The 21,001-nt window shown below is 35.1% G+C and carries 11 protein-coding genes; 10 read left to right on the plus strand and 1 reads right to left on the minus strand.

Features of this window, described 5'->3' with window-relative positions; all coding sequences use genetic code 11:
• Positions 1-2 precede the first annotated feature (2 nt).
• From DCE79_RS02925 to DCE79_RS02935, 3 genes are all read left to right on the plus strand, one after another.
• Positions 3-389, plus strand: a complete 387-nt coding sequence (locus DCE79_RS02925; protein WP_108711629.1) for a DUF2920 family protein — start codon at positions 3-5, stop codon at positions 387-389.
• Between the two features lie 6 nt (positions 390-395).
• Positions 396-1,100 carry a DUF2920 family protein gene (locus DCE79_RS02930; protein ID WP_255417979.1) on the plus strand — a complete coding sequence of 235 codons (705 nt, stop codon included), beginning with the start codon at positions 396-398 and terminating at the stop codon, positions 1,098-1,100.
• Positions 1,101-1,550: 450 nt separating this feature from the next.
• Complete coding sequence (locus tag DCE79_RS02935; RefSeq protein ID WP_159083043.1) at positions 1,551-1,802, plus strand: hypothetical protein; 252 nt, start codon at positions 1,551-1,553, stop codon at positions 1,800-1,802.
• Between the two features lie 165 nt (positions 1,803-1,967).
• On the opposite strand, the gene DCE79_RS02940 is transcribed toward DCE79_RS02935, so the two are convergent.
• Positions 1,968-14,369 (minus strand): S-layer homology domain-containing protein, encoded by a 12,402-nt coding sequence (locus tag DCE79_RS02940; RefSeq protein ID WP_108711632.1) that lies wholly within the window; start codon positions 14,367-14,369, stop codon positions 1,968-1,970.
• 192 nt (positions 14,370-14,561) lie between these two features.
• Here DCE79_RS02940 and DCE79_RS02945 point away from each other — a divergent pair, with 192 nt between their 5' ends.
• The 7 genes from DCE79_RS02945 to DCE79_RS02980 all read left to right on the plus strand — a co-directional run bounded on the left by DCE79_RS02945 (position 14,562) and on the right by DCE79_RS02980 (position 20,972).
• Positions 14,562-14,972 (plus strand): flagellar protein FlaG, encoded by a 411-nt coding sequence (locus tag DCE79_RS02945; RefSeq protein ID WP_108711633.1) that lies wholly within the window; start codon positions 14,562-14,564, stop codon positions 14,970-14,972.
• A gap of 18 nt (positions 14,973-14,990) precedes the next feature.
• Positions 14,991-16,580: a flagellar hook-associated protein 2 gene (locus tag DCE79_RS02950; protein ID WP_234417319.1), complete on the plus strand. Its 1,590-nt coding sequence runs from the start codon at positions 14,991-14,993 to the stop codon at positions 16,578-16,580.
• A 16-nt stretch (positions 16,581-16,596) separates the two neighbouring features.
• On the plus strand, positions 16,597-16,959 hold the full coding sequence (locus DCE79_RS02955) for a flagellar protein FliT (RefSeq protein ID WP_108711635.1): 363 nt from the start codon (positions 16,597-16,599) through the stop codon (positions 16,957-16,959).
• A gap of 84 nt (positions 16,960-17,043) precedes the next feature.
• Entirely contained in the window at positions 17,044-17,454 is a 411-nt protein-coding gene (gene fliS / locus DCE79_RS02960; protein WP_108711636.1) for a flagellar export chaperone FliS, read from the plus strand.
• Between the two features lie 104 nt (positions 17,455-17,558).
• Entirely contained in the window at positions 17,559-19,226 is a 1,668-nt protein-coding gene (locus tag DCE79_RS02965; protein ID WP_108711637.1) for a phospho-sugar mutase, read from the plus strand.
• Between the two features lie 624 nt (positions 19,227-19,850).
• Positions 19,851-20,321, plus strand: a complete 471-nt coding sequence (locus DCE79_RS02975) for a competence protein ComK (protein ID WP_108711639.1) — start codon at positions 19,851-19,853, stop codon at positions 20,319-20,321.
• Between the two features lie 270 nt (positions 20,322-20,591).
• Positions 20,592-20,972 carry a PilZ domain-containing protein gene (locus DCE79_RS02980; RefSeq protein WP_108711640.1) on the plus strand — a complete coding sequence of 127 codons (381 nt, stop codon included), beginning with the start codon at positions 20,592-20,594 and terminating at the stop codon, positions 20,970-20,972.
• Positions 20,973-21,001: the final 29 nt, after the last annotated feature.

Here is a 21,001-nt window from a genome sequence, read left to right on the forward strand (position 1 = left end):
GAATGTCTTATAACCAAGAAATAATACTACCAGCCCATCCTAATATTTATAATGGAAATAATGAAAGAACATATCGAATTGAATATTCTATTCCTCAAATTGGAACAAATGAACAAACCGGAATTGTGTTATTTGTACCTGGTTTTGGTGGAAATATTGATTCTAAAGTTTATAAAAAAATGCGAGAAGAGTTTGCAGATAAATATAATTTAGTTACTGTTGAATGTGAATTTTTTGGAAGTAAATTTATGCAGGGGGATGATGGATTTTCTTATTCACTTAATGGATTAGAAAAAACATTATCAGAAGATCATTTCGAAACACTTAGAATGGATCCAAGTAAACTATATGAAATAGTAGGAGATTACTCTATTCAATTACCTTGTTAAGCTTCAATCGAAGAAACTGAAAATGAATTTGTAGATATGAGCTATATGCAAGCTATTGATAATATAACGACCATCGAAGCTGTAAAACTTATTCTTACTGAAAATAATTTAGTTTTTAATGAGCGTAAAATTATCGGATATGGGCATTCTCAAGGTGCATATATATTGCATCTTGCAAATAAGTTAGCACCACATTTATTTACCTATATAGTGGACAATTCGGCTTGGGTAAATCCTGTGTATTTGTCTAGTAATCGGTATTTAAGCAAAGGTATAGGAAAAGCAGTTTTTGCAATAGAATATGATTATATGGCAAAAGCGTACTTAAAGGATAAAAACTCGCTTTCATTACATAAGATTTATAAGGCATTCAAAAATGGAGCATATATTTATTCAGTTTTAGGAACAACAGATAATTTAGTTGATGTGAAAGACAAAAAAACTGCTATAGCCAATTTAAAGCATGCTAAATTTGAATTAATCGATGCCAAAAGAGTAGATGGCGAAATCTTCAAATCGACGAATCACGGTTTGGATGCTGATTTCTTGAAGCTATTCGATTACGTCATGCAAAAAGTACCTGCACATCAAAATAAGAATAAATTTGTTCAGAATTATATATATGCTAGTTCACAAACTCAAATAGCTGTAAATTATTCAACTGCGTTACCTTTGTTTCAGTTTGTAAATAATGAAGCATACAGAGATTAGTCAATGGGATGTAGTGGAGTTGCATCGGCAAATAGAACTAGCAAATTTTCAAAGAGGTAATTGTTCTTCTAATGAAATTGAAGATGAGTGCTTCAAAAATATGATTAAAGGAAATTCAGTTTTGAATAAATTGTTTAGCTGAGTTCAAGTTGGGACACAGGATAAGAACTATAATATTTCTTTTAATTTTTCAGCTACTTAGCATACTGATTATTTACATGAAAAATTAGATAAGTGCCATAGTTTCGGGATTTTGGAGAAATTATTAAAGTTAGATGAAATTACTGTTGAAAATATTATTTTAGTTTGCTAGGCGATGGTACATATCCTTCGATTTATAAAACAAAGGCTGATATACTTTTGCAACGAAAAAGATGGACAACGTTCGTAATAGTAGGAAAGCGCTTAACCATATGAGCAGGGAAACCTGTGAGCCACTATGGCAGCGTTTTGATGGGAATTATTGCGGGACAAGTCAGCTGTAATGATATCTATTATTCAACGAATTTAAATGTAGCCAAAAAATTTGCAAAGGATATTTTAGGAACATTATGCGGTGCACCCTATATTTTCATGGATATGGTATGGGTACCACTTGAAACATATAACCGAAATACACTCATATACATGGCATTGCATCATTTTGGGCAAGTGATCTTTATTAATCACAAAGCAATGCGGATAAAATTTGTGAAATCATAAGGGAACCGGGAAGTGTTTATTATACGTGGAAGGAAGAAGAAGTAGATTTATAAATAACATAAAATAAAAATCGCAGGCAGAGAAATTTTGAATTTCTCACCTGCGATTTTTTATATAATCACTAACACATATTGATTCAAACAGTATTAGTAAATTGTTAATGACTTAAGGTGTGCTTGGAAAATCTTTAATTTGATTTGTTGGAACGAATTTAAATAAAGGATTAGAAGAACTAATCGTAATATCCGTAACGTCTTTAATCGTAATTGTAAACTCAAGTGGTATATTTGATAGTTCTTGGAATGTAAGGGTAAACGAATTTACTGCTGTTATTCCAGGTGTTACCCCAATATTAATTTCGTTACTATAAACTGAGACGTCACTAATTGTATTTGATTTTACAATATCTACAGTTGAAGAAACGTTCATTGTAAAAGTAAATAATATTTCTGAAATTCCTTCCCCTGGCTCTTGAGCAACATATGTGATTGTATTAGCATCAACTGGCTCAAAGACAATATCAAAATCAGGTGTTACTTTTACAACAAAAGTTCGTTGTATGCCATTTGGCGAAGTGAATGTTATTGTTTCTTCTCCAACACCTAGTGCATAAATTTCATTGCCTTCAATTCGTAAAATACTAGAGTTTTCATTTAATGTGTTTGTTGAAAGAATCGACCAGCCAAGCTCATCTAAAATGTTCTTTTTCAGTATTGTTGCAGGAGTTGTATCAAATTTTCCTGTATATAATACTTTTTTGTTATCTAATGTTGCTGTAATAGCAATCATTTCAGAAGAAGAACCAAACACAGTATTTCCATCTACATAAACATTTTCATTTGGCGCAATAACTTGTGCATTAGTCAATGTAGATCCTGCAGTTATTGGTAATGGCATTGTAGAGAATAAATCTGCAGCTTCTGTAATAATATAAGAATTTGTTCCGTCTTCCTCTACCGTAATAGCAATATACTGATTGTCATTTACTTTATACATGCCTGTGCCAACCGCTTTAGTAATCCATTCATTCGCTTCAAATTTTACGACATCCGTACCATCGACAAATGTTCCAGATGTATATGAAGCTCCCTTAGAAAGTGGGGTAGCTACAAATTCTGTCGGTACATTTGGATCTGTATTTTCTACTACTTCATAAATTGTCCCGTTAAACGTATAAGAAGCAGGATATTTTGTGTTTTTATCAGCATATAAAATGGATGTTTCGCCATCTTTAGCTACTTGTAAGCCTTTAACATTTGTCACTTCACCAGCAACCGTAGTAGCCTCATAAACTTTTGGTACTTTCGCAGAGAAAGTGTTGTTAGGTTGATCAATTTCGGCTTGAACGGTTAATATTTTGTAGCCCACATCGCCCTTGACGATAAAGATTGTTTCTTCCGTATCTTCAAATGAAATGTCTAAACCTGTTACACCAATTTTAGCGTATGCATTGCCAACTTTTTTGATGATTTCTGGCTGGAATTTAAACGCATCATAGCCAACTGTTTGTTTAAATGGTGCGAACGAATAGCTATAATCATCATTTACTGTTAATTCATAAAGTGCTTTTTTACCGTTAGCATCCTTAATAATTAACTTAGATGTGCCAATTTCCCCTGGATATACAGTGATTTCGCCATTTACGAGTTTAACTACGCCTTGTTTTGATGTAAACACATCATTATTTGGCATTGTAATATCGGTTGGATATAAGCCGAGTGTACCTGTATAGAATTTTGATGATGGAATTTCTGTCGTTATACGTTTTGTACCATTATCGTCTGTTACAGTTACTTTGACTTGAATAGCACTTGTACCATCAGAAATCGTCATCGTTGTAGAACCTACAGTAATCGGTTCAATCGTAGCTGTTGTACCTATATATTTGATTTTAGCTACTGCTGAAGTTGTCACCAATTCTGACGGAGATGCATTTAAAATATTTTTTAAATCAAATGCTTCTGCTACTAATTCTTCAGAAAGTATCGTGCCGTCTGTATTGACTGTTATACGGAATGTACGTGTGCCATCAATAGTCACAGTCTCAGTACCAAAGCCAATTGCAGTAATTTGATTTGCATTCGCAGTTAATACAGTGCTACTAGTTGGGACTGATACAACTCCTAGTAATGTCATTGTAATTTTTTCGTCCGCTGGTAGTAGAATATTATTCGTTTTCTTCGCAACTAATTTGTGTAGCTCACCATTAATTGGTACAACTTTAGAGCCTTCTTTTAAAGCAAATAACGTTGTTCCTACTACTCGGAATATACCATCTGCTTCGATAGCTGTTAACTCTGCAGTTAATGGTGTCATATCTAATGTCAATTTTGCAATTGTTGGTGTTAAAACTAGTTTCCCGTTTTGGTTTTCAACTAGAACATGAACAATCGTCGTATTTACACCATCTGTAATCGTTACTTGTGCTTCTCCAGCGTATTTTGCTTGTAGAATAACTTTGCTATTTGCAGGTATGTCAGTGTCCGTCACAATGGATGCTTCCACTACTCCAGCTCCTGTAATCGCAGCAATTGTTGTTTTAGTGATTGTACTTAGGCCTAAGTCAGTAGCGGTAATACCCTCAGCTTCTACTGGTGCACTTATAGCTAAATTGTACAAGCCCTCTGCATTTTTTGTTACTTCTACTGTATAAACTTCTGAACCAACTTCAATCGTAGAAATACCTACTTGTTGAGCAAAGATACGTTTACCATCTACTTTAATACTTGTACCTGATAAAACAGTTACATTGTTAGTGAATGTGTGATCGACTACATCATATTGAATAGCAAATGTTTGATCTGATTTACGTGTTATCTCAATATTCATTAATGCGTTATATGCACCTATGTTAGTAGTAGCTACGCCTTTACCAGCATGTGTAGCATAAATAGTATTGTTACGAATTTCTACGAAGTTTGTTGTCCATGCTGCACCTGTAAGCTGATCATTTGAATCTAATTGTTTACGTGCGATATCAGTTACTAGTGTTGCGCCATTTTTTGTAACGATTGTTGCAAATTGTGTACCGTTTGAAGCGACAACATCAGATGTGCCGTTATTCATTCCGTAAATGTATAGCTCTGTGTTATCACTATTGTATACCGCTTCAACAGATGTACCGTTTACGCTTATATGTGTAATTTTATCTAAATCAACATCATTAGCTGTAATTATTGCTAAGTTGTGTGCTGATTTTTTCGCGTTATATAAGCCAGTTGTTGTATTTTGTGATACGACAACAGATGTAGCGCTTGTATCAGCGCCATAAAGAGTTGAACCTGTTGATGTTGCGTAGTATTTACCATTGTAAGCACGTGCATCAGTTGCCATTGTTGTTGTTAGTTGTGCATCGCTAACTTCATAAGTTACTGGTGTACTTGTAATTTTTAAGTTGCCGCTTACAGATTCGACTTTAATGTTTACTAATCCAACAATTACGCCATTTTGTTCTAATGCGACAGATGTTGTCCCAACTTTTTTTGCGTTAATTGTTAAACCGGCGTTTGTTACTGTTATTTCAGCAACTTCTGGGTCAAATTCGTTTGCAAGTGTAATTGGATTCGTTGTTGTGGATAAGCCAATATCAGCAAATTTCAAACTATCAACAGTTGCTTGAGGAGTTGCTAAAATTGTGCCATCTTGTCCGTGTATAACATTAAACGCAACATCTTTTGTTCCATTTGTAAATGTAATGACTGCATTACCAGCAGTAGCGCCTGCATAAACAATCAGTTTGCCGTTATTAACTTCTGCAAGTACAGCATTTGCATTTGTATTACCATTGAGTGCTTTAACTGTTACTGTGCCAGTAGTGAAGTAATCAGCTACGTCAAATGTATTCATATGGCGTTGATCTACATTTAATACATATGAGCCGTTTTCTAATGTTGTCTTCGCGGTTACACGGTAATTTTCAGTATAGAATGTTTCTTCTGCTACATCATTTTTTGCATATAATGTCTTTTTGTCAGTTCCTACAATAAAATCATTTAATGCCTCTGTTATTTCTTCTTTTACAGTTGTTGTTACATATTCAGGTGAAGTGGTAAAGAAACCATCTTCATCACGTGTAACTGTTACGTTTATTAATTTGCCGTCTTTTATTAATGAAGTTGTTCCTTCTTTTAAGAAGTACATTGTATCTAGTACAGACGGTTGATCAGGATCACTAGCAACTAGACGAATGGAATTGCCAGCTTTTACAGTTGCCCCAATAAATTCATTGTCTAACTTTTTAACCGCAAGTTTTGGTGCTGTAATCGATGAAGCAGTTGCCTTCGTTTGGTATACAACTGTACCATCTGCTTGAGTAATTGTGATTTCGGATACACCTTCGCCAGCCGCGTAAATTACAAGCTTGTCATTATCGCTATCTGCTTTCACGGTATCTTTCACAATTTTTACAGAGTTTAAAGTTTGCTCGTCTTGTGCAACGGTTCCATTAATTGCTGTTAAATCGAATGTTATTGCAGTGCTGCCTGTTGATATCGTTTTTACGTATTGTCCGTTTGTTTTTGTGGCAGAAATACTATAAACCTTGCCATCTGAATATACTAATCCTGTGCCTTCAGCAGTGAAGTAGTAATCATTAATCAATGTACCATTTGTAATGACATCTGGATTTGTAAAACCATGATTCAGAGTTTCAATAGTAGGCTTGTTAACTTTGTTACCGTCTGCTGTAGCTGTAACATTCACTAAACTGTTCATGAATTTTAACGCACTATTGCCAGCTTTTAATGCATAAACGGTAAGTGTCGTACCGTTCCATACAGCACGTGCATCATCTGTTTGAACAGTTTCAGTAGCGTCACCAATTGTTGTCAGTGTATTTTTAACAACCTCAGCTTTTGTAACAGCACCACTTGCATCAATTGTCACATTAATTAATGCTTTGTGTTCATTAACATCAGCTACACGAATTAGTAGTGATTGTGCTGTAGTTGCACCATTGCTATAAATTGTTAAGCCTGTTGCATCTTTGTTTAATGAAACAGCATCGGCTGTACCTGAGATTACCTCTGCAGTTTCGAAGCTAGTTATACCTGCATCTCCTATGGCAACAAATTGACTTGTTGTCACAGTTGAAGTCATCTGATATTGTCCATTTGTATCTTTACCAATTGATACCGTTAAAATATCATTGCCAAGTTTTACACGAGTTGTACCAAGTGCTTTTGCGTATATTGCATTTGATGTTACTTCGATGATGTTTTCATCTGTATTTGCAATTTTAGTAAATGTTTTACCGTTATCATCAATCGATAATTGACGAACGTCTGCTTGTAAGTAACCGTCTGCGTCACGTGTAATATCCACCGCATGTAAATGATTTTTCGCTGTTACGAAGGTAGAACCAGTTGCAAGTAAATATAAAATGTCTGCATTTGCATCAAAGCGTGCTAAATTTGCATCATTAAATGTGACAGATGTTGCATCATCAAATGTTACAGCCGCTTTTTTAGCCACTTGATGTTCAAGTAGGTCAGTACCTTTATCGTTTAGACGAACTAAAGTGCGTGCACTTGTATCCGCTGCTTTAACGACAAATTCAAATGAGCCTGTAGTTGCACCAGTTAATTTACTGTAAGCAAGGATTTCGCCGTTTAATATGCCGATATAGAAGTTAGTGTTTGTAGCTACTTCAATTTCAAGTGATGTACTTGCTGAGAAGCCTAGGTCTGTAGCAGAAAGAACTGCACCACTAATTAGTACTGGTTCAGTAATTGCATAGTGACCACCACCCGTTTTCGTTACGTGTACTTCGTGAATTCCATCATCAACAAGTAAACGAACTGTACCTTCACCAATAGCATAAATATTTGTTCCGTTAATGCGAACAACTGTTGTTGGTTCATCTGGTAATAGGGTAGGGGTTGCGGCAGTTGTTACTGGTTTAACTTTTTCTGCTGTTACTGTATTTCCGTTTACTGTTATGTTCACAAGTACGGATTTATTTTCTGAATCTGTTACAAGCATTGCTGTTTTACCGTCTTTAATACCAGTTAATACAATTGAATCCGCATACTCTGTTTTTGTAACGATAGTCGTGTCTAAGCTATTAGCAGTAATGTTACCTGTTAATCCTAATTCTGCTGCAGTAATTGTAGTAATACTTGTTAATGGAGTAGGTGTTAATACATATTGACCATCTGCATTTTCAGTAACTTCGAATAAGACATATGTGTTGTTGCTTAATTTAACTTTTGACGTAGCGCCAACTTTTGCTGCATAAACTTTTGTTTTGTCTGCAGAAAGACGAACGCCATCTCCCTCGATGATTGTTCCAGTAACAGATAAGTCATCTGAAAGTGCGGCTTCCTCAACTTTTGCTGTAATGCCACGTGGGTTATTAGCATCAGCTGTTACATTGATAAGTAATGCTTTACCGTTACTATCAGTTAGTTTAAAGCCAGTCTTACCTGTATTTAATGCGTAGAAGTTCGCTTTAAAATCAGCAGAGAATGTTGCACGCGCTACGTTAGCAACTGTCCAAATACCTGTTGGTGTTGTTGTGTAGCCGTATTCTTTTAAGTTTAAGTCAAGCGCAACGATTTCATTGTCTGCGTTAGTTATTTCTACACGCTCAATTTTTGCTGTAATACCGCTAGTACTACGATCTATATAAATAAATGTTTTTGCCGTTTGGTTATCAACCGTACCTGTAACTTCAATACGTGCAGATGCATTTGCAGTGACTGCTATGTTTAATTTGCCATCAACAATAGATGGTATAATATTTGAATTTGCGGTAGTTGCTGAAACTAATGTATCTAAACCTAATTTTTCCTTCGAATAATTTAATGTGAAGGTAACTGTAGGACTTTGATCGAAACTATATAGGCCTGTATCTGCATCGTATGTTAAGCCAATTACGTAATTAGCTCCATTTTTCATTGGCACTTCAATAGTTGCTTTGTTGTTACTATTTAAACCTAAGCCTGTAGCGTAAAGAACTTTGCCGTTTAGATGAGTGGTATTATTTGAAGTTGTTGCATTATCAACTAGTTCATATTCATCTGGAATTGTATGTGTAACTGCAACAGGTGTTGATGTAAAGCCATTTCCATCAGCAGTAACTTTAACATTAATAGCTGTTGATTTTGTACCGTCTGTTACTCGGAATGTTTGATTTCCAACTGCTGTGTTGTAAATATAAAGAACTTTTGTATTTGTATCAGGGTTAGTAGCTACTTTAGCACGAGCTGCCGCTGTAGTTGGTATGTTCCCGACATTATAGGCATCAGTAAGTGTAGCTAATCCTACATCACTAGCTGATACGATTGAGCGGTATGCATCATATTTATATCCGGATACATCTTTTGTTACTTTAATAATGGTTTTTTCGTTATTCGTTGATATTAATGTAATAACTGCTTCACTTGTATCTGCGAGACTAATAATCGCTTCTGAATTATTTTTCACATATTGAACAGAGCTTGCACCAAGAACTTCTTTAATATCTGTCATGTGTAATTCTGTAGCAGTAATGTTTAGGTTTTGGACTATTGTAGCTTCAATTGAATAAACACCATTGGATGCATTAACAGTTACTGTGTATTGTTTGCCGTTTGATAGTGTAACAGTTGCTGTACCAGTACCAATTGCATACAGTTCTAGACCTTTTGCACGTACAACTGGATTATCAATATGTTGAACTGTTGCACCACTGTTATCAGCTGCTATTGAAGTTTTTACAACTTCTAAGTCTTTAACTGCGACTTTGTTAGTAACTTTAGTAGATTCCACATTGACAAGTGTAATAGTATTGGCAGAGTCGATTAATTTTACTGAACCTGTGTATGCATCTTTAGCAAATACTTGGATATCTGAACCGTTATTATATAGGAATACATTTTTCGGAGTATTTGGCGTAAATACATGGTCATTCACAGAAAGTAAATTTAATTCACTTTCGATTGCTAATGTATTTGAACGAGCAATTGAATCGGTTAAGTTGTCAATTGTTGAATTTGTTGTAGTGTTAACTGCTACCTCATTTGTACCATCAGTTATGAAAATTAATTCTGAACCAACATAACGTGGGTAGAACATAATTTCTTTAGGTGATAGGATTTTGAATCCAATATTTTGGCTAGTAATGTTTGTGACTTGGTTTAAACCAAATTCTTTTGGTGCAAGAATTACTGGATTAATCGTTGTAGCCGCAGAAATCTCATAGCTGCTTCCATTTGATATTAATGTTACTCGTGTTAGTTCAGTTGTATTTTCACCCTGCTGAATAATAGCCGCTGCATTTTTTAACATACCGTTTTCTTTCGCAAATGCTGTAGCAATAAGCTTTGTACCGGCGTATCGGAAGTTTGTTGATCCTTCAAGTAAGGTACCAGTTGGCGCATCTGTTGCAAGAACGGTTTGCGTTGTTATTTGCTTATTTGCATTAACAATTATATGAACAAGAGTAGCTAGACCATTTGAATCTGTAACTTGAACTGTAGTTTCACCAGTTTTTAAGGCATTAAATAATAATTCACCTTTATCGTTTAATGAATTTTTAATAATACCTACATTTGAATACGTAAAAGTATTTTGAATTGAACCTGTCAAATAAAGATCAGAAGCTGTCATTACGGCTTCTTTGTCATAGGAGTTGTCAGAGTCAATCTTATTAATAAGCGAACTAAAGTCATCTAAGCTTGTTAGGCTCGATGGATTTTCATTAATGGCATTAATATATTTTGATAAGAAGAAACTATTATATGTACCTTCTTCTTTTGAGTATACAAATTTCAGCATTTCATTCATTAAATTTGTATTTCCAGTTTGCACTGACAATTCTGCAACTTTTTTTAGGATTTTTACATAGTCACTTGCATAGGTTGTGACATTTGATCCATAAACGGATAGAATATTATTTCCTAAAATTACTTCTCGCGTATTATTTAATGAAACTCCTGTTTGAACTGTTATGGAGTTTAAACCTTCATCTGTTTTTTTCCAAGTACCAGTTACATTTGTAGCTTTAGATAGGGAACCATTTTTAAAAATATAGATAGTTTTTAATGTTTCACTTGGTGTCTGGTTGTCATAAAAGCGTGTGAAATAAGTTAAATCTCCTGTTGCAGTTTTATTATCTAGTCGTACTAAAGGAACATTTGATGGTACTTCGATTACTGATACAGCGTTAATAGTTCCATCAGAATTGGCATTGTAAGCAACGATATTAACTGTATCTGCATATAATATTAAATTGTCCGTATAAGTGTTTTTATCAACTGGAAGTGTTGTTAAGTTTTTATATGTTTCTAGCTCAGTTGAAGTTTTCGCAAGTACATAATGTGTAATGGTTTGTGTACCGTTTAACTTATAAATACCAAATGAATTACGTTCTAATACAGCACTGAAATTTTGAATTCCTGTGTTTACATAATTTTTGAAAATCGGGAAATCTTCCAGTTTTGCTGTTCCAGTTTCCGTAATAATCGATTGATCATTTAATGTAACATTTTTTACAGTTACATTTACAAAATCAAGCCATCCTTCAGTACCAGTTGTAGGGGCTTTTACAAATAAATGATTAATTGTTTTGGCTGCATCACTGTGAATTACTAACGCCTGTGCTAAATCTGCCTCGAAATTTGTTACGTTTGCTTCTAAACGAAGATAAGATACATTTTTAGTAACAACTAATCGATTTACTTCGGTACCATTTGTTAATAAATCTATATTATTATTTGCAATAGTAATTTTGCTGAAAGGGGTACCTTCTATATCAACTATCGTATCTTTTCGGTTTACAGTTAAGCTTTGATCCTTATATGTACCATCTGCAAATGTAATGGTCATTTTTGTTTCATTAGCAAATAGAAAGTTATTTGCAACACTTGCCACTTTTTTACCTGCTAGTCGTTGAGCAACTGATGTATTTTCATTAATAATTACATTTGTGCTTGTCACGTTATTAACGATGACATTAGAGACAGTTGACGAGATCGTTAAAGAGTCTCCGGCTGCTCCCGAAATGATTTCAAAACTACCAGTAGCAGTAATATTAGCCGATACGTTATTGAATGATAGTTCTGAGGCACTTGTTGAAACAATTAAGTTTTCGACATTAGTCATGTTTTCAATCGTTGAAGCATTGTTCAAGGTAAGTGTTTCGATTTCGATACCGCCTAAACTATCTCCGTCAAATTTAGTATTTGCATTAATGGTAGCAGCGTTTATTGCAGTTACTTCGCCGTTCTCAATATCCATTTTTACATTCGAAAGTAAAGCACTGTTATTACTAAAGAAAGTCTGAATATTATAAGAAATCTTATAGGAAATAGTTTCATTTGTTTCACTGTCAGTTAATTGAATTGTATCGCCAACTACATCGATATTTTGAGCATCTACTGTATCACTTGTAGGTGGAGTGTTACCACTATTAGTGTTTTCACCATCAGTGCTGTCGCCATCCGTGTTACCGCTATCGGTGTTTTCACCATCAGTGTTGTCACCGTCTGTGTTACCGCTATCAGTGTTTTCACCATCAGTGCTGTCGCCGTCCGTGTTACCGCTATCGGTGTTTTCACCATCAGTGCTGTCACCGTCTGTGTTACCGCTATCAGTGTTTTCACCATCAGTGCTGTCGCCGTCTGTGTTACCGCTATCGGTGTTTTCACCCGTGTTGCCACCTTCAGTGATATCGCCATCCGTGTTATCATCGTCACTGTTTTCATCTAAATCAGGAATCGACCATTGTAACTCAGATGTTTTTCCGTTTTTCTCCACGATTAATTTAATTGTTTGATTTGGTTGAACTGGTATTTTTAATTCAATTTCAAATTGACCGTTCGTATCTACAATACCTTGTCCTAATAGAGTATCGCCATCAGCATAAATCAATACTGTGGCGCCAATATCAGAAATTACTGTAGTACCCAAAATTTGGTTTGATTTTGCATTAAATGTAATGTTCGCAGTGTTTAAACTTGTTGGTTCTTCAGCATTTCCACCAGTATCTCCGTTATTATCACTCAAATCATTGTCTTCGTTATTTTCAGTAGGGTCGGTAGTGTTTGTATCATTGTCTTCACTATTATTGTCAGGTACTGAAGGAGTTTTGTTTTCTTCAGTTTCTCCTGGAGAAGCTGTGTTTGTCTCTTCGTTATTTCCTGGTGTAGTAGTACCGTTGTTTCCTGTATTCCCAGGTGAAGGAACAGTGGAGTTTTCGCCACTATTATTGTTTGCGTTTGAAGAATTATTAGTTGTTGGTGTAATAAACTGGTTTACAGCATTTTGCCAAGTATATGTTTGTCCGTTAATAATGACATTATTAATTTGAATGGTTGAACTAGGATTGAATTCCTTAATGTTTTGATTAGCAAAATGTACGGATTTAATAATTGCTGTACCTGTTAATTTAACTAGGGAAGATAGAGATACGATATTAAAGTCCCCTTGTAAGTTTAAAATCGAAACATTTCCTGCTTGTAAATCTGTAATTGTAGAAGCTGTTTTTTGTAATGATGCAATAGCTCCAATGATTTGAACGATTTCAAAAGTAGAGCCGTTAATAATTAAATCAATTGAAGGAACGGTATTAGCCAAAGAAGCTACAGATTCTGATGCTGTTTGGGCTACTAATTTTTTTGCAGTTACATTTTCGATTTTAGATTGCGCATTTACTGCATAATGAATCGTCTCTGCAGTAACGTTTTTTACAGTTGTTACAGATGCAGAAAGCTTTAATTCATCAATAGTCGCGCTTTGACCATCAAAAGTGCTTCCATTTACTACTGAAAGGGAAGTTGCAGAAAAAATTTCATTGTTTTTGGCATTAAATGTGATTTTTGCATTTAGTAAAGCATTTTTATTTGTGTTTGCTAATAAAAATGCCATGTCTTTATGTACATTGTATTTTTTTCCATTAACTGTGATTGAATTTTTTTGGATTTGCTCAATTGTTCCCGTTACTGTTGATTCAAATGTTTGAATTGCTTGTTCAGCGCGAACGACAAATGATGCTAGTTGCCCTCGTGTCACATCTCCATTTAAATCAAATGTAGTGGCTGTTTTCCCAGTAGTAACTCCTGAAGAGAATAGGGCGTTTACATAATTGGCAAATGGATGATCAGCTGAAACATCCGTAAATGGTGCTTCGATTTCATCGTTTAAATTGAAACCAATTGCAATCATTTTTGCCATCTGTCCACGAGTAATCGTTTGTGTAGGCTTAAATGTATTATCACTATATCCAGAAATAATTCCTGCTTTTACTAATGCGGCGATATAAGGATAAAATTGATCGTTTACATTCACATCTGTGAAATTAGGATTTTCTAAACCATTTGTATCTAAATTAAGTATTTTCGCTATAATTTTTGCGGCTTGACCACGTGTAATTGCCACATTTGGTCGATACGTTTCATCTGGGTATCCATTGATGATGCCACGTTCTGATAAATTTAAAATATCATTGTAATGAGCATTACTTGGATTCAAGTCACTAAATGTTGTTGATGCAGAGCTTGGTATTGCGATTGTGCTAATGCTACTAGTAACTAAAGCTGCTGAAATCGTTGCCTTAGCAATACGCTTTTTTGTTTTTGGCTTCATGGTATTCCTCCTTGTAGTTCTATACTAAAGTAATATCGGATTTTTTTTAGTAAATGTTACGATATACCTTTGAATATCCTTCAAACATTTTAGGACAATTGAATTAAAAAAGTGATTTGGTTATAGAAAGTTGGAAAATTTGACCGATATGATTATTAACTAAGTTCATTTTTAATAAGGAGGTTAAAGGGAATGCGCATCGGATCGCAAGGGGATTTAGCTATTCAAGCATCAAAACTTTCTACGCCTTCACCTAAAGAAGAGACAGTTAAGGTAGAAACAACGCAAATAGTAAAAGAGAGTGCTGGAAATACACAGCAAGTTAATGCACAAATGGTAAGTACACAAGCATTTGGCGAAGAACAAACAGGAGCTAGCGTAAAAGAAAAGCTTGATGAAGCTGTAAAATCTATAAATGAATTTTTAAAAACGCAACACAAGTCATCAAAATTTGTATTCCATGAGGGATTAGATAAATATTATGTGCAATTAGTAGATGCAGAAACAGATGAAGTAATTAAGGAAATCCCTCCAGAGAAATTATTAAATGCTTTTTATGAAATGAAAAAGCAGGCCGGGATGATTGTAGACGAAAAAATTTAATTTTAGGAGGAAATAATTATGGTATCACGTATTGGTGGACTAGCTTCGGGGATGGATATCGATAGTCTTGTAGAAAAATTAATGTCAGCAGAAAAGGCCCCTTTAAATAAGTTATATCAAAATAAACAAAAATATGAGTGGCAACGTGATGCATATCGTGACGTTAACAAAAAATTGAAATCTTTCGATGAATACATTCAAAAGAATATGATGTATAAAAAAGATTTTGCTAAAAAAACAGTTGTAAGTTCGAATAGTGCTGTATCTGCAACACCTACATCTGCTCAAAATGGACAAACATTAAATATTAACAATGTTACTCAAATAGCAAGAGCTGGAAATGCAACTGGTGGCGGTAAATTATCAGAAGATGATGTAGTTATTGCTGCAGGTTCTGCGGGTTCTACAAAGTTAAGTGAATTAAATGGTGGAGCAGGCGTTATTATATCTGGGCCAGTAAAATTATCAGTATTACAAACGGATGGTTCATATAAAGATGTAAACTTAAACTTCTCAGAAAACGATACAATTGACGATGTAATTTCTAAGTTGAAAAATGGTGAAGATGGCAAGGGTACAGGTTTAAATGCCTTCTATGATGAAGCTACAGGACGTATCTCAATGTCTACACGAGCAACAGGTGCAGGAAAAGAATTCGAATATACAGTTGTAGATGAAAACAACCCAAATGATAATCCAACAACATCTACAGTATTTACAAGTGTATTTGTTGATTCAGGTGAAGATTTCTTTGGTCAACTTGGATTCTCAGGTGGTAAAGGTTTAATTACAAATGGTGAAAATGCTAAGCTAGAAGTAAATGGCATGCAAATCGAACGACAAACAAACACTTTTGAATTAGATGGTTTTAACATCACATTAAATAACACATTCAATGGAACAGGAGTTCAACCTATTTCGTTAACTGCTAAAACAGATACAGATAATATGGTTAATAAGATTAAAGAGTTTGTTGACACTTATAATGGCTTAATTGAATCGTTAAATTCACAAGTTAGAGAAAAGAATTACCGTGATTATACTCCATTAACAGATGAGCAAAAGAAAGATATGGAAGAAAAAGAGATTGAAGCTTGGGAAGAAAAAGCTAAATCAGGATTACTTCGTGGCGACTCGATTATCCAAGGTGTTCTTTCAAATATGCGTACAAATATGTACTCTAAAGGTTCTGGCTCAAGCACAGAGTTTGATATGCTATTTAAAATCGGTATTACGACATCAAGTAAAACTTCTGAAAACGGTAAGTTAGAAATTGATGAAGATAAATTACGTGCAGCGATTGAAAAAGATCCTGATGCAGTATATGAAATGTTCTCTGGTACTATTGAAAACCCAGGAATTGCCGACCGTTTACAAAAATCGATTAAAACTGCAACAATTAATATTGAGAAAAAAGCAGGTAAAGCTGACTCAGTAAATAATACGTTTAACTTAGGTCTTAAATTAAATGATACAGATACACGTATTACAAGCTGGAAAACAAAGTTAGAGAATATTGAAGCTCGTTATTGGAAGCAATTCACTGCGATGGAAACAGCAATTAACAAAGCAAACCAACAATCTACTTTATTCACAACAACTCAATAATTGGAGCTAAAAATTAATGGAACAGCAATTACAAGAGCTTTTACAAATCTCTGCTAAGCTGTACGAGAAGTTAGCGGAAAATCCAAATGAATCTGTACGTGATGAATTTATTGAAGAAGTGAATTCATTATTAGATCAACGTGGCCTAATTGTAAAAAGTGTTTATGAATCAGGGTTTACTTTTGATAAAACGATTAAAATTCATCAAACACTTTTTGAATTAGACAAAGGCATTCGTGAGCGATTAGAGCGAATTCTTAAATCGATAAAAATGGATATGAGAGAATTGCATACGTCTAAAAAGTCAGATCAACAATACTTAAATCCATACGGTCATGTTCAAGTAATGGATGGAATGTATTATGATAAGAAAAAATAAACCTTATTAAAAAAATCCGTGCTAATTGACCCTTTACCAAGTAAAATAGAACTATAAACAACAGCTTCAAAAGGAGTGTCTCTATTGACAGCACACACTAATGCTTCTAATGCATATAAACAAAATAGTGTAACTACCGCTTCGCCAGGTGAATTAACTTTAATGTTATATAATGGCTGCTTAAAGTTTTTAAATCGTGCAAAAATAGCGATTGCTGATAAGAACATTGAAGAGAGAAATTACTATATTCAACGTTCACAAGCTATTATTGGTGAGTTAATGTCAACGTTAAATATGGACATTGAAATTTCAAAACAGATGTTACCATTATATGATTATATGAATCGTCGTCTTACGGATGCCAATATCAAAAACGACGTAGCGATTATTGAAGAGGTCGAAGTTTTAGTAACAGAATTCCGTGATACATGGAAAGAAGTTATCAAAGTCACGCGTCAGCAGCAATATGGGACTGTAGGCAGCGAGCAAATTTAATCTTTCGAAGGGATCCAATTTCATATTGGATCCTTTTCTCATGATAAAATGTGATAAATTTCAACCATATACATATATATTAAATATAAAGTGAGGCGAAAAATATGAAACAAATAATAGAAGATTGGCTACAATACTCGAATTATAAAGAGGAATTGGCTGACATAACAGATATTAAAGATCTTGAAGACCGCTTCCACCAACTCCTCCCATTCGGCACAGGCGGCATGCGCGGCAAACTCGGCGCGGGCACAAACCGCATCAACACGCATACAATTCGTCTCGTAGCAGAAGGACTTGCACGCCAAATCGCATCACAAGGTGAATTAGCGAAGCTTCGTGGTGTAGTAATCGCCTACGACACACGCCATTTTTCACAACAATTCGCCTACGAAACAGCAGGTGTACTCGCAGCACATGGTATTCAAAGCTATGTATTCACAGAAAGCCGTCCAACTCCTGAACTAAGCTTCGCGGTACGCTATTTAGCCGCCTATGCAGGTGTAGTCATTACCGCAAGCCACAATCCGAAAGAGTACAACGGTTTTAAAGTGTACGGTGAGGACGGGGCACAGTTAACACCACAATTTGCGGATGAAATTGTGGGACATATGAATGATGTGGAATCAATTTTTGCTATTGAATCGCTCGCAAAAGAACAGCTTCTTGAATCCGGTTTGTGCGTTGAAATTTTAGAAAAGCTGGATGACGCGTATGCACAGGCATTAAACCGATTACAGACGGAACAAACGTTGACAAAAGATCTTGCAATTGTTTATACACCGCTACATGGGTCTGGGTTAGTACCAATTGTACGTGGACTAAAAGATTTTGGGTTTACGAAAGTCCAAGTTGTTGCGGTACAAGCGATTCAAGACGGGGCGTTTCCGACCGTTACGTATCCAAATCCCGAAGAGGCGGATGCGTTCAAATTAGCAATCGAACTTGGTCAAAGTGTTAATGCGGAATTATTGCTCGCGACAGACCCAGATGCTGATCGTTTAGGTGTTGCTGTGTTGGAAAATGAGCAGTATCAGCTATTAACGGGCAATCAATTAGGGGCACTCCTACTTCATTACCTGCTTGAAACGAAAAACTTTCCAACGAATGCTGCGATGATCAAAACGATCGTAACATCTGAATTTGGGACAGCCATTGCCAATAAATACGGCATTGCAACAGTCAACACGTTAACGGGCTTTAAATACATCGCAGAAAAAATCGCAGAATGGGAACAAACGGGTGAGCATAGCTTTATTTTTGGCTACGAGGAAAGCTACGGTTATTTAGCAGGGGACTTTGTGCGCGATAAGGATGCAGTGCAAATTGCATTGTTAACGGCAGAGATGGCAGCTTTTGAAAAAATGCGCGGGAAATCATTAATAAATCGATTAAACGAATTATACGACGAATTTGGTTGGTATAAAGAGGCACTCGTATCGTTTACGTTTGATGGGGTGGAAGGTCAACAGCAAATTGCCGCTATTATGACGCAGTTTAGACAACAGCCTCCAACTCATTTTGCGAATTGCCAAGTGACAAAAATGGAGGACTACTTAGCTGGCAATGTTAACGGTTTGCCAAAAGCAGATGTCTTGAAATTTTATTTAGCGGATGATTCGTGGATTTGTGTACGACCATCTGGCACGGAGCCGAAATGTAAAATTTATATTGGGGTGAAAAAAGAAAGCCTAGATGACAGTGAACGAATGATCGAGGCTTTGAAGCAAGATTTACAACATATCGTTTCATCTCAAACACAAGTTATTTAAATCATTTGATGAAGAGCGTGCTAGTTAATAGCCGCTTTTTTCTTTGGAAATTGTCAATATTACTTAAAATGAACCTTCAATTAAACGGCACCCGTACGGAATGTTAGCTGAACTAATCGGGCTAAATGGGACACGAATTATGTTTATTATGACATTATATTTAAGAATATTCAGAATTCAATAGACATAGGAGGATTTAGTAGTTATAATGGTATATATTGGAATTAAAATTGCCTATATTCTATGTTTTTGTCCTTGTCTTGAGAATTCCACATCTAGAATCCTTTTAATAAATTCACCATTGAAAAGGGCTGAACCTTTTCATTACGATGGTCCAACCTCTCACTTTATGATAGATTCCAACAAATTACTGCGAAAAGATTTTGAAAAAACGGTATGGATTGATTATTTTTTTATTGTTAAAAAGTAAACGTTTTCATTTTGTTTAGTTTGTAATTAAGGAGGTGAGTAGCATGTGAAAAGGGGAAAATAAAAAACCTTAAGTGGGGATCCCGGAAAGAATTCCACTTAAGGCTTTGGCCATCGGAGTATACCGACTTATTTTTAGTATACTCCTTTTATTGTCATTTGATAACCAAAAATGGATGAAGGAGGATAAAAATAATGAAAGATTCACCAAATCTTACGAATGCGCGTGCTTTAATACCGCGACGGGACTACTATGGTAATTTATACACATTGATCGTGAAAACAGATGGGTTAGAGAAGTCTTCACTAACACCGTTGCAAATACTGGACAACCAATTGCGACGTACGGGCTCAAGTCTTAAGGGAGCGAAGGATGCTGCACGATTTATTATGGGAACGGCAACGATGCACCCATTATTACTTCAATTGCATCCAGCAATCCATACATGGTTTCCGACCGAGTCACCACGCAATGAAACATGTGCTTACCACGATGTTGTGATTCCTGTAAAGGAAAGTAAAGTGCGGATTCGCTATAATGAAACGTTACAATTTACGGGGTGGGTATATATCAATCACTATTTAACGCAGGATTCTTATTATCCACACGAAGAAAAAATCGTCGTCCAATGCGCGGAACTTCATGAAGATTATTTACTAAATTAATAGAGATGAATCCTTACTTGATTGTATTTATAGGTAAGGATTTTTTTGTGCGATTTTTGAAAGTGCTTTGTTTTGCAAAATTTGTTTGATAAAACAGAGAGAATGCGGTATATGTAAATCACTAGTATAAGTAAAAGATAGTTTTTCTATTATGATTTTAACGCAAGAATTATCGAAGGGATAATTCGTTCACATTATAGACAAATTATGGTACTTTAAATGTATAATAGTAAAAAATAATATAGTCGGGGAATATAGGAGGAAATAGAGATGACGTTTAAAAGAACGGAAGGGTTTCGGTTTACATTTGGTGAACCGATTGATGCGAATTTTGTCATTTTAATAGACGGGAAGCCAGAAAATATTGAAAGATCAAAATATCCATGTGAAATTGTAGATATTAGTCCGCGCGGCATGAAAATTTTTTCCCATAAAAATATTGGTGAACAAAATAAGCAACTGGTACAACTTGAAGTTCAATTCATTTTGGATGAAGTTTTAATTAAAGCGGTTGGTGAAATTGTTTGGACAAAAGTTTTTGGGGAAAGAATTCAGTATGGATTAATTTTCGAAAACCAATCCCATGTAGAAGAGCTTATCGTTAATGAATTAAAACTGCGTCGTAAAAAAGAAATTAGCCGCAGCAGATAATTTCGATGAAACCAACCATTCTTCATAGG

This window comes from Lysinibacillus sp. 2017 (genome assembly GCF_003073375.1).
GTDB lineage: Bacteria > Bacillota > Bacilli > Bacillales_A > Planococcaceae > Solibacillus.

Bases quoted from the DNA above. Each gene is read 5' to 3' on its own strand.
- DCE79_RS02925 (WP_108711629.1), top strand. From the start codon at position 3: ATGTCTTATAACCAAGAAATAATACTACCAGCCCATCCTAATATTTAT.
- DCE79_RS02940 (WP_108711632.1), bottom strand. From the start codon at position 14,369: ATGAAGCCAAAAACAAAAAAGCGTATTGCTAAGGCAACGATTTCAGCA.
- DCE79_RS02945 (WP_108711633.1), top strand. From the start codon at position 14,562: ATGCGCATCGGATCGCAAGGGGATTTAGCTATTCAAGCATCAAAACTT.
- DCE79_RS02950 (WP_234417319.1), top strand. From the start codon at position 14,991: ATGGTATCACGTATTGGTGGACTAGCTTCGGGGATGGATATCGATAGT.
- DCE79_RS02955 (WP_108711635.1), top strand. From the start codon at position 16,597: ATGGAACAGCAATTACAAGAGCTTTTACAAATCTCTGCTAAGCTGTAC.
- DCE79_RS02965 (WP_108711637.1), top strand. From the start codon at position 17,559: ATGAAACAAATAATAGAAGATTGGCTACAATACTCGAATTATAAAGAG.
- DCE79_RS02975 (WP_108711639.1), top strand. From the start codon at position 19,851: ATGAAAGATTCACCAAATCTTACGAATGCGCGTGCTTTAATACCGCGA.
- DCE79_RS02980 (WP_108711640.1), top strand. From the start codon at position 20,592: ATGACGTTTAAAAGAACGGAAGGGTTTCGGTTTACATTTGGTGAACCG.